The sequence below is a fragment of the Massilia sp. BAP21 genome, from assembly GCF_057801335.1.
Map to the genome: position 1 here is coordinate 701608 of NZ_CM173596.1, position 17761 is coordinate 719368.

Here is a 17761-nt window from a genome sequence, read left to right on the forward strand (position 1 = left end):
GCCTTCTTGTTACTTTGCCAGTGCCCCGGGCTCGCCATCGAGCGTCGTCTGCACGCGCTCGCGCACGAAGTCGATATGGCTGCGCAAGCGGTACAACTCGTCCGCATACGCGAGCGGAATCGAGATGTGGTTCACGCGCGTCTCGATGTCGTCCAGGCGACGCACCAGGTCTCCACGGACGCGGTCTTTGCGCTGGCTTTCGGGCATACCCGTCGTCACTCCCTCCAGCGCCTGCTCGACCGCGCGCAGTTCGCCGTACCAGCGGTACACGCGCGAGCGCACCCGCCACACGTACAGCGGCGGCACGATCTTCGACAACGGAATGACGAGGGCGGCCAGCGCCACCACCACGACCCACAGGCGGTCGAACAAATTCGCCAGCCAGAAGCTCATGTAGCGCTGCAAGAGCGGCGGCCCGTCGCGGTAATACTTCGCCGCTTCCTGCGCCACCGGAATCTCGGTGTACTTCGGCGACGGGAACTGGCCCTGCTGCTGGAACCACCCTGCCCCGCCGTGGATCTCGCCCGCGGCCTTGACGAACAGGTCGACCAGGGCCGGATGCAGGTCTTCGCGCGCCACCAGCGTGGCTGTGGGCGCAATCAAATGGTAGTCCTGGGCCGGGATGTCGCGCCCGAGGTCGACGATCCCGCGCGGCAGGGTCACGTGGGTGAGGAAAGGCAGGCGCCGCGTATAGGCCTCGGCCTGGCTGAAGTTGAACAGGCGGATGCCCGGGGTTTGCAGCAGCATCTGGATCAGCGGCGCTTCCGGCGCGGAGCTGAACACCAGGCCGTCGATGCGGCGGGCCAGCAGCTCGACCGTGGCCGGCGTGTTCTCCAGCGCGCCGATGCTCAGCTCCTTCGGCTCGACGCCGTTCACCGCCAGGATTTGCCGGAACAGGTTCGGCACGCCGGTGCCTTCCGGCCCCAGGTTGATGCGCAGTCCGCGCAAGGCCGTGAGATTGGTCGCCTTCACGTCCTCGCGCAGGAACAGCCAGACTGGCTCGGTGAACAGACTGCCGAGCGAGGCCAGGCCCAGGCCGGCGGCTTCTTCCTCGCCGGTCGAGCCACTCTGCACAAAGGCGATGTCGACCTCGCCGCGCCGCAGGCGCTCCAGGTTTTCCTTCGAGCCGAGCGTGGGCTGCAAGGCAACCGCGATGTCGTCGCGCTCCAGCGCCTGCGCATAGCGCTTGCCGAAGGTTTCGTAGGCGGAGTTCTCCTGTCCGGTGGCCAGGCGCACCGAACGCGGCGGCGCCGGATCGACGACCAGCCAGGCGATGAAGCAGGCCACCGCCACCAGCACGATCGTCGGCCCGGACGCGACCAGCAAATCGCGCAGCGAAATCAGACTGAAGCCGCGGATGGTGGAGACGGCGCGCCGGCTGGCCCGGCGCGCACGTTCGGCTGCGCTCGCCCCTCTCAACGCACGCACTGCGTCTGTGCGGCCACGCTGCCCTGGGGCGGTTCGATCATCGGCATCAGGCTCGGCGCCAGCGTCACCAGGAGCTGCACCGGCAGCGCGCTGGTGAAGTCGTAGTTCTCGGACTGCGGGCCGTGCACATAGGCGGTCATGGAGCCGAAGAAGCGCTCGCCGATGTTGAAGACGAAGGTGGCCGAACGGTTCACGTAGCGCGACTCGATCAGGCGCCCGCCGCGTGCATACACGTCGAAGCGCTGGTCGCCGGTACCGGTCTTGCCGCCCACGGCGATCACGTTGCCTTCGGACGTGGTGAAGGCGGTCTTGGCGCGCTTGGCGGTGCCTTCCGACACCACGCCGCGGATCGCATCGGCCACGGCACGCGCCACTTCCGGCGCCAGCACCACTTCCTGCTCGACCTTGTTGGCGCGCTTGACCAGGGTCTCGTAGGGCGTGTTCTTGGCGAAGTGCAGCGAGTCAATGCGCTCCACCGGTTTGCGCACGCCGCCGTTCACGATGATGCCCATCAGCTCGGCCAGCGCGGCCGGACGGTCGGCCGAGGCGCCCAGCGTGGTCGCATACGACGGCACCAGCGAATCGAAGGGGTAGCCCATCTTCTTCCACTGCGCGTGGATCTTCAGGAAGGCCTCGACCTCGATCAGGCCGGCGATGCGCTTGTCCTGGGCGTTCTTGCGGCTGGTCTTGAACAGCCACGAGTACACCTCCTGGCGCTCCTTGGTGCTGGCGCCCACCACTTCGCTCCAGCCGGCCTTTGGATGGTCGCGCAGGTAGCCGACCAGCCAGAGTTCCAGCGGGTGTACCGAGGCCACGTAGCCGCGGTCGGCCAACGACATGTTCTGCGGCGCGTACTGGTCGTACAGCTTCTCGATGCGCTCCCCGTCGACCTCGTTGCTCGGCAGCGTGTCGTTGATAAAGGCGCCGAACTGCTGCAGGGTCGCGTTCGGGGCGATGGTGCGGTGCGCGGCAGAGAGCTTCGAGGCGAGCGGACGCACCCCGGCGAACAGCAGGGCCTGCGCTTCGTCCGGGGTCTTGCCCTTGTACTTGTTCCAGAACTTGGCAAGGAAGACCTTGCCTTCGTTGTCGGCGAAGCGCGCCAGGTAGCCGGCGCGGCGCGGGTCGTCGGCGTCGGCCAGCAGCGCCGCCGAGGAACCCGGCAGCTGGAACATGTAGTAGCGCACCACGTCGCGCATCAGGCGCACGAACACCAGGTTCGTCGACTGCTGCAGCGCGTGCTGCACCGTCATGATCTTGCCGTTATCGAGCTTGCTGAAGTTGCCGAAGTAATGCAGGCCGCCGCCGGTGAAGAAGCCCTCGCCCGGGTTGGCGGAATAGGTGCGGTTCATGGCGGCGCTGAGCATCGGCGCCAGGCCGCGGTCGGCGTTCGCCGGCAGCGCCAGGAAGTAATCGACGGCCCACTGGCTCAGGCGGTCCTTCGGGTCGATGCGGGTTTCGCGCAGCGCCTTCGGGTCCATCGCTTCGTAGCGGCGGTGCAGCTGGTCGACGATGTCGAGATAGGTGACGAGCGTGCGCAGCTTGGCCGTCGAGCCGAGGTCGAGCTTGGCCTGCTCGTTGATGTCGAGCGGCTGGTCGTAGTTATCGGTCTGCACGCGCAGGTAGTTCACGTTCTCGCCGCGCTCCATCAGGGTGAAGCTGTACACCACTTGTGCCGGGTCGCCGTTGCCGAGCATGCCCTTGCCTGTAAGGCCGGCGGCCTGCGCGGATTCGGCGCTGGTCAGCTGGCGCAGCGCGGCCGTCACGGCTTGCTGGGCTTCGGCGTCCAGCGTGGACACCACCGACAAATCCAGGCGGTCGAGGTTGTACAGGCGCGGTTCGCCCAGCAGGTAGCCGAGGTGGTTGCGCACCGCGTTCGAGGCCTTGCGCGACACGAAGGCATTCGCCGGCGGCGGCTCGACGCCGGAGCCGAGGGCCGGGTGCAGTTTCACGTTCAGCGCGGCGTCGCGCAGCTGCGGCGTGATCACGCCGGCCTGGGCCAGCACGCGCAGGTGGCTGTTGGTCAGCGTTTCCAGGTCGGCTTCGCCGGCGCCCAGGTAATAGGCCGGGCGGCGCTGCGCGATCATCAGCGACAGCGCTTCCTTGTAGGCCAGCACGGCGTCGGGATTGTCCATGCCGCCCTTCAGCGCGGCGGTGACCTTGTCGAAGTCGCGGCCGTACCAGACCCACATGCCGTCGCCGATGCCGTTCACTTCGCCGTAGCCGACCTTGGCCGACAGCGGCACCGTGTTCAGGTAGTCGAGCACGATCTGGCGCCGGTGGCCGGTGGTGTCTTCGCCGTCCTGGTAGGCGCGCAGCGTGGCCGATGCCATCTGGATGAGTTTATCTTCGAGCGAGGCGGTGCGGCCTTCCGGCGAGTGGCGGTATTTCTCGATCTGGGTGGCGAGGGTGGAGCCGCCGGCCACGCGGCTGCCGCTGCCCAGGCCGACCGAGTGCAGGGTCTTGTCGAACACCGCTTTCGAGAAGCGGTCCCATTCGACGGCCGGATTGCGTTTCGGGTAGGCCGGGTCGAGCAGCTCGCGGTTCTCGATGAACAGCAGGCTTTGCACCAGCAGTTGCGGCGCATCGTCGAAGCGCGCGTACTGGCGCTCGGGGAACTGCGAGCCGAACAGCGGCTGGCTGCGGCAATCGAGGATCTCGAGGCCGGCGCGGGTCTTTTCGCGGTAGGCGGCGAACAGGCCGCGGTCGGCCAGTTCCAGCATCTTCGGCGACATGCGCGCCTGGGCGTCGACGGCGTAGTCGCGCGTCTGCAGTTTGCTCAGGAAGGCCGGCAAATGGGAATAACCGAGGCGTGCGTCGTAGGGGCTGTCGGCCGGGAAGCGGATCGCGTTGCTCGGACCCTTCTCCATGCGGAAGCTGACTTCCTTCATCATGCCGGCGAAGATCTTCGCCTGCAGCGTGGAGGTGCGGGTTTCGTACACCGCGTAGGCGGCGCCGGCGGCCACCACCACCAGCACCAGGCCGAGCAGGATGCGCCTGGTATAGCCGCGCCCCTTCGGCGGCTCGCCTTCGCTTTCCGGCTCGCCTGCGTCTTCGGGAATGTCGTCCTGCTTGGGGTCGGTGACCAGCGACAGGTGCGGATAACTTTCGTACAGCGGTGCATCCTGCTCGGCTGCATCGGCAGCCATGACAGGCGCGGCACTGCCGCTGTCCGGGCGCCCGCGCAGGATGCGCACGGCGCGAAACACATTACGTGGCCGTTTGAAACGGCGTGTACTTTCCATGATGGCTCAACCGGTTTGAATCATTGTTCCTGCAATCCCCGCCAACCTGCTCGCCATCCTTGCTGCTGGTCTGTTCGAGTGATCGAGGTCATTGTTAGTTCGTGTCCGACGCTGTCCGGCACATTCGAATTTCACGTGCTATTCGGGACGCCGCAGCCATCATTCCACCACACCAACAGGTCTTCCATGTAGCGCTGTTCAACAAATTTGACCTGCCCAGATTATTTTCGCAAAAAAACAACGGCAGAGTTATTGAGACGGCACTAATGCCTACAAGCATCGGTATTCCTTTCCTACAAGACCTTGTTTTGTAGATAGTTCGACCGTGTTTTTCCAGGCCTGCAGGCATTAAGCCGGTACCGGTTATTGGCAAGAAGATGATGGCTGGTTCGAACAAGGCGTTGTATGCTCGACAAGCTCTCGCGTATTCGCAAAAAATATTTGAAATAGATAAAAAATGCTTAAAAAAATCGTCGTCCGCGTGTTGATGTGTGCCGGTGCCCTCGGGACCAGTGGCGCTGCGCTTGGTGAGCCGCAGTTCTCGCCGGCAGCTTGCTATAAGAAATGTACGACGCTTGCGTTTGAGGAGCCCGAAGCCTTGCATGGCCGATCTGCCGAGAAGATGAAGCGCATCCAGGCTCTTCAAAAACAGCAACAAGTCGAGCAGGACCGCGACAAGCTGAGAACACTGCGCGAGGCAGAAGAGGCGGAAACGGAAAGCCTGAAAGATGCACTTGACAAGAGCTGCTCGAAAATGTGCCAGATGGATCGTTGAGCAAGGCCGCATGCCATCCGCAGGTCCCTTCCTTCATGGGGCCACGGGAACGCTGGCCTTGGCGCGCAGGTCCTGTAGCGCCTGCAGGCAGTAATACTGGAACCACAGCCCGGTGAACAGGAAGATGATCACGTACAGCCAGGCCGACAGGATCGCCAGGAAGGGAAACAGCACCACCGACAGCACCGCGCCGCCCATCCAGGCAATCCCCGGCATGGCGCCGAGCACGCCGGAGACCATGCCGATGCCCAGCAGCGGCCAGCGCTGCGCACGCATCAGGGCCTGGCGTTCTTCCGGGCTGGCGTGGGCGGCCAGGGCATCGTAGCTCATCACGCGCGAAGTCACCCAGCCCCACAGCGCGGCCTGCACCAGCACCGCCACCGGCGGCACCGCGTACAGCGGCACCGTCACCAGCCACAGGCCGGCGAACACGATCACACTCGTCAGGTTCATCCAGACGCTGCCGGTGAAGCTGCCGCCCTCCTTCTGCTCGAGCTGCGGGTACTGGCGCCGGCTCACGTAGCGCTCGATGACCGGCATCGCGACGATACCCATGAACAGCAGCGCGCTGGCGATCATCAGCGGCAGCAGCAGGATGATCGCCATCAACGGCACCACCAGCACCTTCAGCGTACCCAGGCCGAGCGTGGACAGCATGCCGCCGCTGGAACCGAACCAGCCGTATTCGGCGAAGACGCCCTGCAGCCAATCGAGGAAGGGCTGCAGGCCGAACCACAGCAGCGCGCCCCAGACCAGCAGCGACAGCAGCAGCGGCACCAGCGACAGCAGCAGCATGCGGCGCGAGAACTGCGCACGCAGGGCGCGCGCCCAGGCGGTGGCGATACCGCTCACGCGGCGCTTCCCTGCGATTTCAGACAGCATGCTGGCATGGCGGTGCGCCTCCTGGGTTCTCGAATCCGTATTGTAGACAGAATCAGGCAGCCCGGCCGCTGGACGCACGCTTGGGCCTCGATAGCGCTTCGGCTGGTCATGCACTACAATCCCCGCTCAACTTGAACACTGAAGGAAAACCATGTCCACTACCACCACCGCTTCCGGCCTGCAATACGAAGACACCGTCGTCGGCGAAGGCGCCGAAGCAAAAGCCGGCGCTTACGTCACCGTCCACTACACCGGCTGGCTGCGCAACGACGACGGCAGCACCGGCGCCAAGTTCGATTCGAGCAAGGACCGCAACGACCCGTTCCAGTTCCCGCTGGGCGCCGGCCACGTGATCCGCGGCTGGGACGAAGGCGTGCAGGGCATGAAGGTCGGCGGTGCGCGCCGCCTGACCATCCCGGCCAGCCTGGGCTACGGCGCCCGCGGCGCCGGCGGCGTGATTCCGCCGAACGCGACGCTGATCTTCGACGTCGAGCTGCTGGCTGTGTAAGCAACGTCTATACGACGTTGTTTTGTAGGGTGGGCTCTCGAGCCCACGCTGTACCACGGTTGATCGATCGAGATGCAAGCGTTCCACCGCGTGGGCTCAAGAGCCCACCCTACTCCCTCCTCCCGGCCGCAGGCCACATCGAGCATCCCCTCTAAAATTCCCGCCAGAAGCACGTACATTCCCACCTGTTACGCTAAGATGGCCGCGCGCCTTGCCGTCCAGGCAATGCACCATCCAGCAATCCAGACAACAGGAGTTTTTATGAGCTTGCAAGACCAGTTCGCCCAGGCCCAGGCCGATTCGAAGAACCTGCCGGAGCGTCCGGACAACATGACCCTGCTGAAGATCTACGCGCTGTTCAAGCAGGCGTCGAGCGGCGACGCCACCGGCGAGCGTCCGGGCTTCACCGACATGGTCGGCCGCGCCAAGTTCGACGCCTGGGACGGCCTGAAGGGCACCTCGCAGGAAGAAGCAATGCAGCAATACATCGACCTGATCGAGGAACTGAAGGGCTGATCCTTCACGTTCCGCTGGCGCCTTGCAGGGCAAGGCGCCATCACCACAAGGGCCGCTCAGGCCGCCGCAAACACCTTGCGCATCTTGTCGCTCACCTTGGCTTCGATCGCCGGACCGAAGGCGCTCATCAGGAAGCCGAGCTTGATCCGCAGCGCCGCGCGCTGCTCTTCCAGGGTCAGGGCACCCTCCACGCCGCTACGCTCGAAGCGCAACACGTCGCCGTCCCAACGGCATTGCATGCCGAACTCGGCCGCGACCTTGTCCGCCACCTGCTGCGCCGCCGCGCGCGCCTTTTCCGGGCTCAGGCTGTGTTCCTGGACGATGTGAATGTCGGCCATCCGATTTCCTTCCTCATATAAACGCAACAGCCCGCCATGATGCCAGTTGCATCGCGGTCGTGCCAGTCCGCCATGCAATTGATCTTCGTCAAGACCGAAACCCGGCAGGGGCCGACTATCGACTGAGCTAACGCAACCACACGAGGAATCACCATGGAACAACGCGCCCTGTTGCCGGACGACCCGATCACGACCGAACGCGACCAGCCCCCGGTCGCCTTCATTCCCACGCCCAGCGCGGCCTACCGCCAGCACCGCAAGGCGGCGCAGTTGCTGGACCAGCCGGGCGCTCCGCGCGGCGCCGGCGAGCCGGCGTCCGAGGTACCCCTGCCCTACGCCTTCGGTGCGCGCGTGCTGATGTGGAAGCAGGACCCCTCGGTGCTGGACATGGGCACGCGCAAGGCTTTCCTGCCCGGCATCGTGCTGGCGGGCCCGCGCGATGCGCGCATCGCCAGCGGCACGCCGGGCATCGACGCGGTCGAGCCGAACGCCTTTGGCGACTTCGTCACCATGCCCGACACGCCCCAGTTCGACGCCGTCCACACCTTTGCCGTGGTGCGCCAGACGCTGACCATGTACCAGCGCTCGCTGTCTTCCAGCGGCGCCGAGATGCCCTTGCCCTGGCAGTGGAACAGCAGCATCGACACGGCGCCGCTGCAAGTCTTCCCCTACGGCTTGCCGAACGTGATGAACGCCTTCTACAGCCGTACCCAGAACTGCCTGAAGTTCGGCGACTTCGTACCGAGCGGGCAAAGCGAGCGCGTGTTCACCTGCCGCTCGTTCGACATCGTGGCCCACGAGACCGGCCATGCCGTGCTCGATGGCCTGAAGCCTTACTGGCTGCTGGCGGACGCCCCGCCGCAGACCGGCGGCCTGCACGAATCCTTCGGCGACCTGACGGCGATCTTCCTGGCCCTGTCCCAGCTCGACCAGTGCGAAGCGGTGGTGGCCCAGACCAAGGCGAGATTGCACGATAAAACCTTCCTGGCCGACATTGCCGAGCAGTTCGGCCTGGCGCTCGGCAGCACCACGGGCCTACGGAATGCCGACAACGACCTGACCCTGTCCCAGGCCGGCACCCAGGTGCATGCGATTTCCCAGGTCTTCACCGGCGGCGTCTACGACATCCTGGCCGACCTGTTCGCGCTGGAACGCAACCCGGCGCTGGAAGACGATGCCGCCGTGCTGCACCGGGTGGCGTCGTATTTGCGCGGGCTGGTGCTGCGCGCCCTGATTGCCGCGCCCGACATCGCCGCCACCTATGCCGACGTGGTCAACGAGATGCTGCGCCTGGCGCTCGAAGACGGCAAACCGGAGGGCTACATGGCCTCGATCCGCCAGCAATTCACGGTGCGCGAAGTGGTGGGCGGGCCTGAGGTTGCCAACGATGCGGCCAGTGATGTGCTGCCGGAAGCCACCGAAGCGCCGACGCCGATGCCCGATGGCGTGCCGCCGATGGACGCCGAACTGCCCGGCAAGCCCATGGCCCCAAGCTGCCGCGTGCACGTGCGCCTGGCGGCCGGCGTGTGCGACGTCCCCGGTGCCCAGCAGGACCGGCGCGCCTGCTGCGGCACCATGAACCTGGCCGAGTACTACAACATCGAACGCCTGCTCGACGCCGAAGCCCAGGCCCTGGCGCGCTGGTGCGCCGACCGCGGGCGCAATGGCCCGGCGGGCGAGGAGCCGGTGCTGGACGACGGCACGGCAAGCACATCATGAAGATCACGGCGAAACAGGAAGGCGGCTTTGCCGGCGGCGGGCAGTGCTTCGAACTCGACACGGCCTGCCGCGCCGACGGCGGGTCGGTCGAGGCGCTGCTGCAGCAGGTGGATTTCTTCGGGGCGGCGCCGATGTGCGTAGTGGGGGCGGATATTCCGCGCTGGGAGATCACGGTCGAGGATGCGGGACGCACGCATACGGTGGTGCTGGCGGATGATGGGTCGCTGGGGGCGACGGGGTGGCCGGCGTTGTTGGCGCAATTGCAGGGGATGGCATAAGGTCACCAAATGATCATTCGAGACGCCGCCTCGATGCATCATTTGCCATCCTGGCCAAGCCATCACGGCGCTACGTTCCGCGTGGGCACGGGGTGCCCACCGTACGGGATACGCCTCAGGTTCAATCGAAGGCCATCATTTCCACGCCAAACCCAAGCACGGGCAACACATTTGCTTATGTATATTGTGTCTAAACCCAATTTGTAGGAAAACTCGAATTGCCCTAAAATACAGTGCTTTGCCAGTTGGCGGCTCCCTCCTGCGCGCTAACGCTGCGTCACCCCACCATAGATAGGACTGTTATGACCCACGTTGTCACCGAATCGTGCATCCGCTGCCGGTATACCGACTGCGTCGATGTATGCCCGGTCGATTGTTTCCGGGAAGGCCCGAATTTCCTCGCAATTGACCCCGACGAGTGCATCGACTGCGCCGTGTGCGTGGCCGAGTGCCCGGTCAATGCGATCTATGCCGAGGAAGACGTGCCGGGCGACCAGCAGCAATTCATCAAGATCAACGCCGATCTGTCGCGCTTCTGGCCGTCGATCACCAAGACCAAGCCGGCGCTTCCCGACGCCGAAGAGTGGAAAGACGTCACGAACAAGCTGGACCAGCTGGCTCGCTGAAAATCCGCACAGCGGTGACGCGCCGGCTGTTTCGGGCCGCCGTCGCCGCACGCTGTTTTCGCTCGTCTCCGGCAGGCTCGCGTCATCCATGGCACACTAGCGGCCATCGCGTCACCGCCCCCTCTTTTACAAAATCAACAGGACCTTTGCGCATGACTATCAGTGCCACCCACGATGCGGGCAGCATCGCCCCTAACAGCTCGTTCGCCGGCGCCATCGACGCCGACGCCGTCATCATCGGTGCAGGCCCGGTCGGCCTGTTCCAGGTCTTTGAACTCGGCCTGCTCGAGATCAAGGCCCACGTCATCGATTCGCTGCCGGCCGTCGGCGGCCAGTGCGTGGAACTGTACCCGGACAAGCCGATCTACGACATCCCTGCCGTGCCCGTGTGCACCGGCCAGGAACTGACCGACAACCTGCTCAAGCAGATCGAGCCGTTCGAGCCGACCTTCCACCTGGGCCAGGAAGTGACCACCGTGCAGCGCCGCGAAGACGGCCGCTTCAACGTCGAAACCTCGACTGGCACCCAGTTCATCACCAAGACCATCTTCATCGCGGCCGGCGTCGGTTCGTTCCAGGCACGCACGATCAAGGTCGAGGGCATCGAGAAGTTCGAGAACACGCAGCTGCACTACCGCGTCAAGGACCCGAGCATCTTCGAAGGCAAGAACATCGTCATCTGCGGCGGCGGCGACTCGGCCCTGGACTGGGCCCTGAACTTCGTCGGCAAGGCCGAGTCGGTCGTGCTGGTGCACCGCCGCGAAGACTTCCGCGCCGCACCGGCATCGGTTGCCAAGATGAAGCAGCTGTGCGAAGAGTACGAGATGCAGCTGATCACCGGCCAGGTCACCGGCTACGACGAGAAAGACGGCCAGCTGAGCGAGGTGAAAGTCACCGGCGCCGACGGCGTCACCCGCCGCGTGCCGCTCGACATGCTGATGGTCTTCTTCGGCCTGTCGCCGAAGCTGGGCCCGATCGCCGAATGGGGCCTGGACATCGAGCGCAAGCAGCTGAAGGTCGTGGACACCGAGAAGTTCGAAACCAACGTGCCGGGCATCTTCGCCGTGGGTGACATCAACACCTACCCGGGCAAGAAGAAGCTGATCCTGTCGGGCTTCCACGAAGCCGCGCTGGCCGCCTTCGGCGCTGCGCCGTACATCTTCCCGGACAAGAAGATCCACATGCAGTACACCACCACCTCGCCGAAACTGCACAAGATCCTCGGCGTCGAGACCCCGGTGTTCGACTAATATTTTCGGTTCAGTTACGCAAAAACGACAATGCCCCGCTTAGCCGGGGCATTTGTTTTTATGTGTGGCGCATCACCGACGACCTGTGAAAAACGGTGCTATAAACCTTCTAAGCACAGATCAAATTCGCACGAGGGTGCGGGAAATTTCCACCCGCCAATCATTTGACCCTATAATGATTTGATCAAAATTCGTGCACGGCAGGCGTCATTGGGCGTCCCGGCGCAGCGAATGCTTCACCGAAGAAGGATTACTATGCTCTACCAATTGCACGAGATGCAACGCTCCTTCCTGACCCCGCTGATGCAATGGGCGGATGCGTCGTCGAAGTTGTTCTCGAACCCGGTTTCTCCGTTTGCCCACACCCCCTTCTCCCAACGTATCGCCGCCGGCTACGAGCTGATGTACCGGTTGGGCAAGGACTACGAAAAACCGGCCTTCGGCATCGACACCACCACCATCAAGGGCGAAGCGGTCGGCATCATCGAACACACCGCCGTCGACAAGCCATTCTGCAAGCTGCTGCACTTCAAGAAGGATTTGCCGGACGCGGCCTTTGAAGCCCTGGCACAACCGACCGTCTTGCTGGTTGCCCCGCTGTCGGGCCACCACGCCACCCTGCTGCGCGACACCGTACGCGCCCTGCTGCCCGACCACGACGTGTTCATTACCGACTGGGTCGACGCGCGCATGGTGCCGCTGTCCGCCGGCCCGTTCCATCTGGATGACTACATCTATTACGTCCAGGACTTCATCCGCACCCTGGGTCCGGACGTGCACGTGATTTCCGTGTGCCAGCCAACCGTGCCGGTGCTGGCCGCGATCGCGCTGATGGCGTCCGATAACGATCCGAAGCTGCCGAAGACCATGACCATGATGGGCGGCCCGATCGACCCGCGCAAGTCGCCGACCGCCGTCAACGACCTGGCCACCGAAAAGCCGTTCTCGTGGTTCGAGAACACCGTGATCTACGCGGTCCCGGGCAATTACCCGGGTTTTGGGCGCAAGGTGTACCCGGGCTTCCTGCAGCACGCCGGCTTCATCGCCATGAACCCGGGCCGCCACGCCCAGTCGCACCGCGAGTTCTACCAGCACCTGGTGCGCGGCGACGAGGAATCGGCCGAAAGCCACCGCCAGTTCTACGACGAATACAACGCCGTGCTCGACATGCCGGCCGAGTACTACCTCGACACCATCAAGACCGTGTTCCAGGAATTCCGCCTGCCGAAGGGCACCTGGGAAGTCGGCGGCAAGCTGGTCCGTCCGCAGGACATCAAGACGGTGGCGCTGTTCACCATCGAAGGCGAGCTCGACGACATCTCCGGCGCCGGCCAGACCCAGGCCGCGCACGAGCTGTGCAGCGGCATCCCGGACGACATGAAGCTCGACTTCGTGGCGCCGAAAGCCGGCCACTACGGCATCTTCTCGGGGCGCCGCTGGCGCGAGATCATCTGCCCGAAGATCGGCGAGTTCATCAAGGCGCACGGCTGAACAACGTCGTGATGCATAAAAAATGCCGCGGAGTCCGCGGCATTTTGCTTTTGTAGGGTGGGCACTTGTGCCCACGCGGTCTCATCGGGTGCGGAAATGCGACGGTCAACCCAGCGATAACGCAGGTCCATCGATATGGCTTGCCTTATGGATGCTCGTCGGTTCAGTCCGCGTGGGCACAAGTGCCCACCCTACAAAAACAATGCCGCGGAAGTCCGCGGCATTTTTTCATACGACCGATAACTCAAGCTGTGCTGTCGCGCCGGTCCTCGCCCCGCCCGAAATCATCGTCGATATCGACATGCGGCTCACGCCGGTCGGCGCCGCGGCGGTCGTCGGCAGCGGGTTCGGGCTTGGCCGCGGCGGCAGCGTCGCTCTCCCCGGGCCGGTACACCGGGCGCGAGGTGGGGTCGGCCGCCAGCAGGGGCGCGACAATCCATTCAGTCATTTCGTTCTCCTATAAACAGGCTGGAGAGGCGTCCCCCGCGTCGGCGGGCTGGCGCCTGCGCCAACCACTCAATTACCCAGCAAGACGCTGGCGATGACGCCGGTGGCAATCGCCGCCAGCACGTAGTCATTCCCCACCTGCACCCAATGATGGCCGCGTGGCGGCGCGCTCAGGCGGTGCGCGCGCCAGTTGTCGACCACGTATTGGCGGTGGTTGTAGTTCGACGGCAAACGGTTGCCGCGATACAGGTCATGGCGCGGGCCGGCGCCGCGGCGGGAATCGCGGTAGTCACGGCGGTCGTCGCGGCGTGCATCCCGGACATCGCGGCGGTCTTCACGGCGTTCGTCGCGGAAATCGCGGCGGTCTTCGCGCCGGTCGTCACGGTACTCGCGGCGGTCGTCACGGCGATCATGGTTCTGGGCAAATGCCGGCGCATTGGCAGCCAGCATCAGTGCGATCATGCTCTTGGCGATGAGGCGTTTATTCATGTTTTTTCCTCCTTAAAAGATGGCGCGCGTCGACGCGCAGCCTGTACCGTCAGTAAGCCATGGCGACCGCGAGGGCTCTGTACGCTGCACCACTTACTGGACGAAACATCAACCCCGGTCGCGCCCTCCGCGCTTTTGTCGGATAATGACGGCTTTACGCCGCCGCATCACCGTGACCAAGACTCTTGCCGACCAGATCGAAGACCTGCTGCCGCAGACGCAATGCACCAAGTGCGGCTACCCGGCCTGCCGGCCCTATGCCGAGGCGATCGCGAACGGCGAAGCGCCGATCAACCAGTGCCCGCCCGGCGGCATCGAGGGCGTGCGGCGCCTGGCGTCGCTCACCGGCCACCCGGTCATTCCGATCAACCCGGCCAACGGCGTCGAACGCCCGCGTCCGGTTGCCTTCATCGACGAAAGCCTGTGCATCGGCTGCACCCTGTGCATCCAGGCCTGCCCGGTGGACGCCATCATGGGCGCGGCCAAGCAGATGCACACCATCCTGCCGAGCCTGTGCACCGGCTGCGATCTGTGCGTGGCGCCCTGCCCGGTCGACTGCATCAGCATGGTCCCGGTAACCGAAGCCACCGGCTGGGCCGCCTGGTCGCAGGAAGCGGCGGATGCCGCGCGCGCGCGCCACGACTTCCGCACCCTGCGCCTGCAGCGCGAGCGCGAGGAAAACGATGCGCGCCTGGCCGCCAAGGCGCTGGAGAAAATGCGCGCGGTCACAGCCGAAGTCACGAACACGCCGGAGGAGCTGGCCGAGAAGGAACGCAAGCGGGCCATCATCGCCGCCGCCATGGAAAGGGCGCGCCAGCGCGCCGCTCCGCCCGACACCACGCCACCCGATTCGAACAAGAACTGAGCGAAGAAAAACCGAGCGATGAATCCCGCCAAACGCCTCGCAATCTTTACGCGCTTTCGCGCCGCCAATCCGCATCCGACCACCGAACTCGAATACACGACGCCCTTCGAACTGCTGATTGCGGTGCTGCTGTCGGCGCAGTCGACCGACGTGGGCGTGAACAAGGCCACGCGCCGCCTGTATCCGGTGGCGAACACGCCGCAGCAAATCCTCGACCTCGGCATCGACGAGCTGAAGAGCTATATCGCGACCATCGGTCTGTACAACACCAAGGCCAAGAACGTGATGGCGACCTGCCAGATCCTGGTGGAGCAGCACGGCGGCGAAGTGCCGCGCCAGCGCGAGGCGCTCGAAGCCCTGCCCGGCGTGGGCCGCAAGACGGCGAACGTGGTGCTGAACACGGCGTTCGGCGAGCCGACCATGGCGGTCGACACCCATATCTTCCGCGTCTCGAACCGCACGAAAATCGCGCCCGGCAAGAACGTCGACGAAGTCGAAATGAAGCTGCTGAAGTTCGTGCCGAAGGACTTCTTGCAGGACGCCCACCACTGGCTAATCCTGCACGGGCGCTACACCTGCGTGGCGCGCCGGCCGAAGTGCTGGAACTGCATCATCAACGACTTGTGCGAGTTCCGCGACAAGACGCCGACACCGGACGGCATCATCGCACCCGGCGTCACAGAATCGATTTCGCTCCCGGCAGCCTGAGCGCCAGGCGCGCCAGCAGGAAGCTGGCGACCACGCCCACGGCGCCGGCCAGGGCGAATTGGAGCTAGACCCTGGTCGAACTTCCTGTGCTTACAAGTGTCGAATAATGACCATGGAAAGCACGTTTGGAATTGGACACGCAGCGACATTCCTGGGTATTACAGTCAAGACGCTGCAGCGCTGGGAGCGCGAGGGGCGGCTAATCCCGGCGGCGCGCACCGCCAGCAACCGCCGGCGCTATACCGAGAGCCAGCTGCGCACGTTCCTGTGCCTGCCGTCGCTCACAGCGCCACGGCGGGTCGTGGCCTACTGCCGGATGTCGAGCGCAGCCCGGCGCCCCGATCTGATCAACCAGCGCCAGACGCTGGAGCAGTTCACGGCCGCGCGCGGCCTGGCCGGGGTCGAATACGTCGAGGAAGTCGGCGGTGGTCTGAACTTCGGACGCAAGCGCTTCCTGGCCCTGATGGACGCGATTGGCCGCGGCGAGGCGAGGTGGCAACCTTGGTGCTCGTGCACCGCGACCGGCTGACCCGATTCGGCTTCGACTGGTTCGCGCACTATGCGGCGTTGCATGGCGGCGAACTGGTGTTCAATCAGGAATGCCTGTCACCGGAGCAGGAGATGGTGCGGGACCCGATGACGATCGTTCACTGCTTTTCGAGCCGCCTGGATGGCCTGCGCAACTACCGCCGTCAGCTGCTCTCGGCGCTGGAGATTAACCATGCTGCTGGCGCACCGGATCAGGATAGCCCCCACGCTTGAGCAGCGCGAATACTTTGCGCGTGCGGCCGGCACCGCCCGCCGAGTCTGGAACTGGGCCCTGGCCGAATGGCAGCGCCAGGCCGCGCTGGGCCTGAGGCCAAACGCCCTGGCGCTTAAAAAGCAATTCAATGCCATCAAGTACGCGCATCCTGATTGGCTCGACGAACAGGGCCAGCCCTGGCTGCGCACGATCCACCGCGACGCCCATGCGCAGCCGTTCGCGTATCTCGCCAAGGCTTGGAGCCGTTACTTCGCGCAGCGCCGCTCCGGCGAAAAAGCCTACCCGCCGCGCTTCAAGACGAAGGGACGTTGCCGCGATGCGTTCTACCTGGCAAACGATAAATTCCGGCTCGAAGGGCCAGCCGCCGTGCTGCCGAAGGTCGGCCGCGTGGCGCTGCGCGAAGCCCTGCGCTGGCCGGGGCGAATCCTCGGCGCGAGCGTGTCGCGCGAGGCCGGCCACTGGTTCCTGTCGGTCCAGGTCGACGTGCCGGACGCTGTTGCGCGGCGCCACCGCAGCGGCGACGGCATCGTCGGCGTCGACCTCGGCGTAAACCGCGCGGCGACCCTTTCTACCGGTGAAACGATCCCCGCGCCCCGGCCCCTGAAAGCGGCGCTGCGGCGCCTGCGCATCCGCAGCCGGTGCCTGTCGCGCAAGATCGAAGCAGCGAAAACGCGGACAGGAATTGCCGGCAGCATCCCGAAGGATAAGCGGCCGCCGGCGTCGAAGAACCGCACCAAGGGGGCACAGGCGCTGGCGCGCTTGCAGGCCAGGATCGCCCGGGTGCGCCGGGATTTCACGCACAAGCTTACCACCCGGCTGTGCCGGGAAAACCAGGCTGTCGTGATCGAGGACCTGAACGTGAGCGGGATGCTGGCCAACGCGCGCCTGGCGCGCCATTGCAGACGTCGGCTTTCATGAGATCCGGCGCCAGCTGCAGTACAAGGCGGCGCGCTACGGCACGACCATTGTGCTGGCCGACCGCTGGTACCCGTCCAGCAAGCTCTGTTCGGGCTGCGGAAAACACAACGGCAGCCTGTCCCTGGGCGAACGCGCCTGGGGTTGCGTCGCCTGCGGCGCACACCACGACCGCGACGTCAATGCGGCACTCAACCTTGAACGGCTCGCCACCGCTGCCCTCGGGGCAAGTCAGGCGCTACCCGTGGCGAATCCAGCGGCGACGCCGGGCACTGCCGCCGGCTAATTGCCGGCGGGAGGCGGGAAAGTAACGCCTGTCAGGTACGAACACGGTCGGCAAGACGGTTTGGGGCAGGAAGAGAACGCTGCGCACTGTCGTGCACGTTCCCGCTAGCAGCATGTTCGGCAGCGGCAGCGCCGCAACGGCCCGAGGCTTCGGGGTGATGGCTGCTGTTCAGGCCCTACGCTGCGGCCACCGATACCCGGACGTAAAAAAGCCGCGCGGCACATGCGGCGCGGCT

Annotated in this window: 20 protein-coding genes; 14 read left to right on the forward strand and 6 right to left on the reverse strand. The window is 65.0% G+C overall.

Annotated features, from left to right (window positions below; translation table 11 throughout):
- Window positions 1-9: 9 nt before the first annotated feature.
- Together ACWYRN_RS03000 and ACWYRN_RS03005 are read right to left on the reverse strand one after the other, a co-directional pair.
- Complete coding sequence (locus ACWYRN_RS03000; protein WP_488691063.1) at window positions 10-1428, reverse strand: TAXI family TRAP transporter solute-binding subunit; 1419 nt, start codon at window positions 1426-1428, stop codon at window positions 10-12.
- On the reverse strand, window positions 1416-4670 hold the full coding sequence (locus tag ACWYRN_RS03005) for a transglycosylase domain-containing protein (RefSeq protein ID WP_488691064.1): 3255 nt from the start codon (window positions 4668-4670) through the stop codon (window positions 1416-1418). Before ACWYRN_RS03005 ends, ACWYRN_RS03000 begins: the two co-directional genes overlap by 13 nt.
- Window positions 4671-5127: 457 nt before the next feature.
- On the opposite strand from ACWYRN_RS03005, the gene ACWYRN_RS03010 reads away from it, so the two are divergent.
- Complete coding sequence (locus ACWYRN_RS03010) at window positions 5128-5445, forward strand: hypothetical protein (RefSeq protein WP_488691065.1); 318 nt, start codon at window positions 5128-5130, stop codon at window positions 5443-5445.
- A 33-nt stretch (window positions 5446-5478) separates the two neighbouring features.
- On the opposite strand, the gene ACWYRN_RS03015 is transcribed toward ACWYRN_RS03010, so the two are convergent.
- A complete protein-coding gene (locus ACWYRN_RS03015; protein WP_488691066.1) occupies window positions 5479-6327 on the reverse strand; it encodes an EI24 domain-containing protein in 849 nt (282 codons plus the stop codon).
- 151 nt (window positions 6328-6478) lie between these two features.
- Between ACWYRN_RS03015 and ACWYRN_RS03020 the strand changes: the two genes are divergently transcribed.
- Together ACWYRN_RS03020 and ACWYRN_RS03025 are read left to right on the forward strand one after the other, a co-directional pair.
- Window positions 6479-6835, forward strand: coding sequence for an FKBP-type peptidyl-prolyl cis-trans isomerase (locus ACWYRN_RS03020; protein WP_229437851.1), 357 nt, complete (start codon window positions 6479-6481; stop codon window positions 6833-6835).
- 261 nt (window positions 6836-7096) lie between these two features.
- On the forward strand, window positions 7097-7351 hold the full coding sequence (locus tag ACWYRN_RS03025) for an acyl-CoA-binding protein (protein ID WP_305822482.1): 255 nt from the start codon (window positions 7097-7099) through the stop codon (window positions 7349-7351).
- A gap of 56 nt (window positions 7352-7407) precedes the next feature.
- On the opposite strand, the gene ACWYRN_RS03030 is transcribed toward ACWYRN_RS03025, so the two are convergent.
- Complete coding sequence (locus tag ACWYRN_RS03030) at window positions 7408-7689, reverse strand: polyhydroxyalkanoic acid system family protein (RefSeq protein WP_229437853.1); 282 nt, start codon at window positions 7687-7689, stop codon at window positions 7408-7410.
- A gap of 153 nt (window positions 7690-7842) precedes the next feature.
- Between ACWYRN_RS03030 and ACWYRN_RS03035 the strand changes: the two genes are divergently transcribed.
- From ACWYRN_RS03035 to ACWYRN_RS03055, 5 genes are all read left to right on the forward strand, one after another.
- Window positions 7843-9408, forward strand: a complete 1566-nt coding sequence (locus ACWYRN_RS03035) for a hypothetical protein (RefSeq protein ID WP_488691067.1) — start codon at window positions 7843-7845, stop codon at window positions 9406-9408.
- Window positions 9405-9686, forward strand: coding sequence for a protealysin inhibitor emfourin (locus ACWYRN_RS03040; protein ID WP_488691068.1), 282 nt, complete (start codon window positions 9405-9407; stop codon window positions 9684-9686). The genes ACWYRN_RS03035 and ACWYRN_RS03040 overlap by 4 nt, the downstream gene beginning before the upstream one ends.
- 302 nt (window positions 9687-9988) lie before the next feature.
- Window positions 9989-10312: a ferredoxin FdxA gene (gene fdxA, locus ACWYRN_RS03045; RefSeq protein WP_229437856.1), complete on the forward strand. Its 324-nt coding sequence runs from the start codon at window positions 9989-9991 to the stop codon at window positions 10310-10312.
- Window positions 10313-10464: 152 nt separating this feature from the next.
- The gene (locus tag ACWYRN_RS03050; protein WP_229437857.1) at window positions 10465-11562 is read left to right on the forward strand and encodes an NAD(P)/FAD-dependent oxidoreductase; all 1098 of its coding nucleotides are present in this window, start codon (window positions 10465-10467) and stop codon (window positions 11560-11562) included.
- A gap of 255 nt (window positions 11563-11817) precedes the next feature.
- Complete coding sequence (locus ACWYRN_RS03055; RefSeq protein WP_488691069.1) at window positions 11818-13053, forward strand: polyhydroxyalkanoate depolymerase; 1236 nt, start codon at window positions 11818-11820, stop codon at window positions 13051-13053.
- Between the two features lie 244 nt (window positions 13054-13297).
- On the opposite strand, the gene ACWYRN_RS03060 is transcribed toward ACWYRN_RS03055, so the two are convergent.
- Together ACWYRN_RS03060 and ACWYRN_RS03065 are read right to left on the reverse strand one after the other, a co-directional pair.
- The gene (locus tag ACWYRN_RS03060) at window positions 13298-13501 is read right to left on the reverse strand and encodes a hypothetical protein (protein WP_488691070.1); all 204 of its coding nucleotides are present in this window, start codon (window positions 13499-13501) and stop codon (window positions 13298-13300) included.
- A 68-nt stretch (window positions 13502-13569) separates the two neighbouring features.
- Window positions 13570-13989 (reverse strand): RcnB family protein, encoded by a 420-nt coding sequence (locus ACWYRN_RS03065; protein WP_488691071.1) that lies wholly within the window; start codon window positions 13987-13989, stop codon window positions 13570-13572.
- Window positions 13990-14134: 145 nt separating this feature from the next.
- Between ACWYRN_RS03065 and rsxB the strand changes: the two genes are divergently transcribed.
- The 6 genes from rsxB (at window position 14135) to ACWYRN_RS03095 (ending at window position 17526) form a co-directional block, all read left to right on the forward strand.
- Window positions 14135-14854, forward strand: a complete 720-nt coding sequence (rsxB, locus tag ACWYRN_RS03070; protein WP_488691072.1) for an electron transport complex subunit RsxB — start codon at window positions 14135-14137, stop codon at window positions 14852-14854.
- Window positions 14855-14872: 18 nt separating this feature from the next.
- Complete coding sequence (nth, locus tag ACWYRN_RS03075; protein ID WP_488691073.1) at window positions 14873-15562, forward strand: endonuclease III; 690 nt, start codon at window positions 14873-14875, stop codon at window positions 15560-15562.
- Between the two features lie 112 nt (window positions 15563-15674).
- Window positions 15675-16091, forward strand: a complete 417-nt coding sequence (locus ACWYRN_RS03080; protein ID WP_488691074.1) for a MerR family DNA-binding transcriptional regulator — start codon at window positions 15675-15677, stop codon at window positions 16089-16091.
- On the forward strand, window positions 16064-16324 hold the full coding sequence (locus ACWYRN_RS03085; RefSeq protein WP_488691075.1) for an IS607 family transposase: 261 nt from the start codon (window positions 16064-16066) through the stop codon (window positions 16322-16324). Before ACWYRN_RS03080 ends, ACWYRN_RS03085 begins: the two co-directional genes overlap by 28 nt.
- The gene (locus ACWYRN_RS03090) at window positions 16284-17243 is read left to right on the forward strand and encodes an RNA-guided endonuclease InsQ/TnpB family protein (RefSeq protein ID WP_488691076.1); all 960 of its coding nucleotides are present in this window, start codon (window positions 16284-16286) and stop codon (window positions 17241-17243) included. The genes ACWYRN_RS03085 and ACWYRN_RS03090 overlap by 41 nt, the downstream gene beginning before the upstream one ends.
- A 49-nt stretch (window positions 17244-17292) precedes the next feature.
- Entirely contained in the window at window positions 17293-17526 is a 234-nt protein-coding gene (locus tag ACWYRN_RS03095; protein WP_488691077.1) for a zinc ribbon domain-containing protein, read from the forward strand.
- The last annotated feature ends 235 nt before the right edge of the window (window positions 17527-17761 follow it).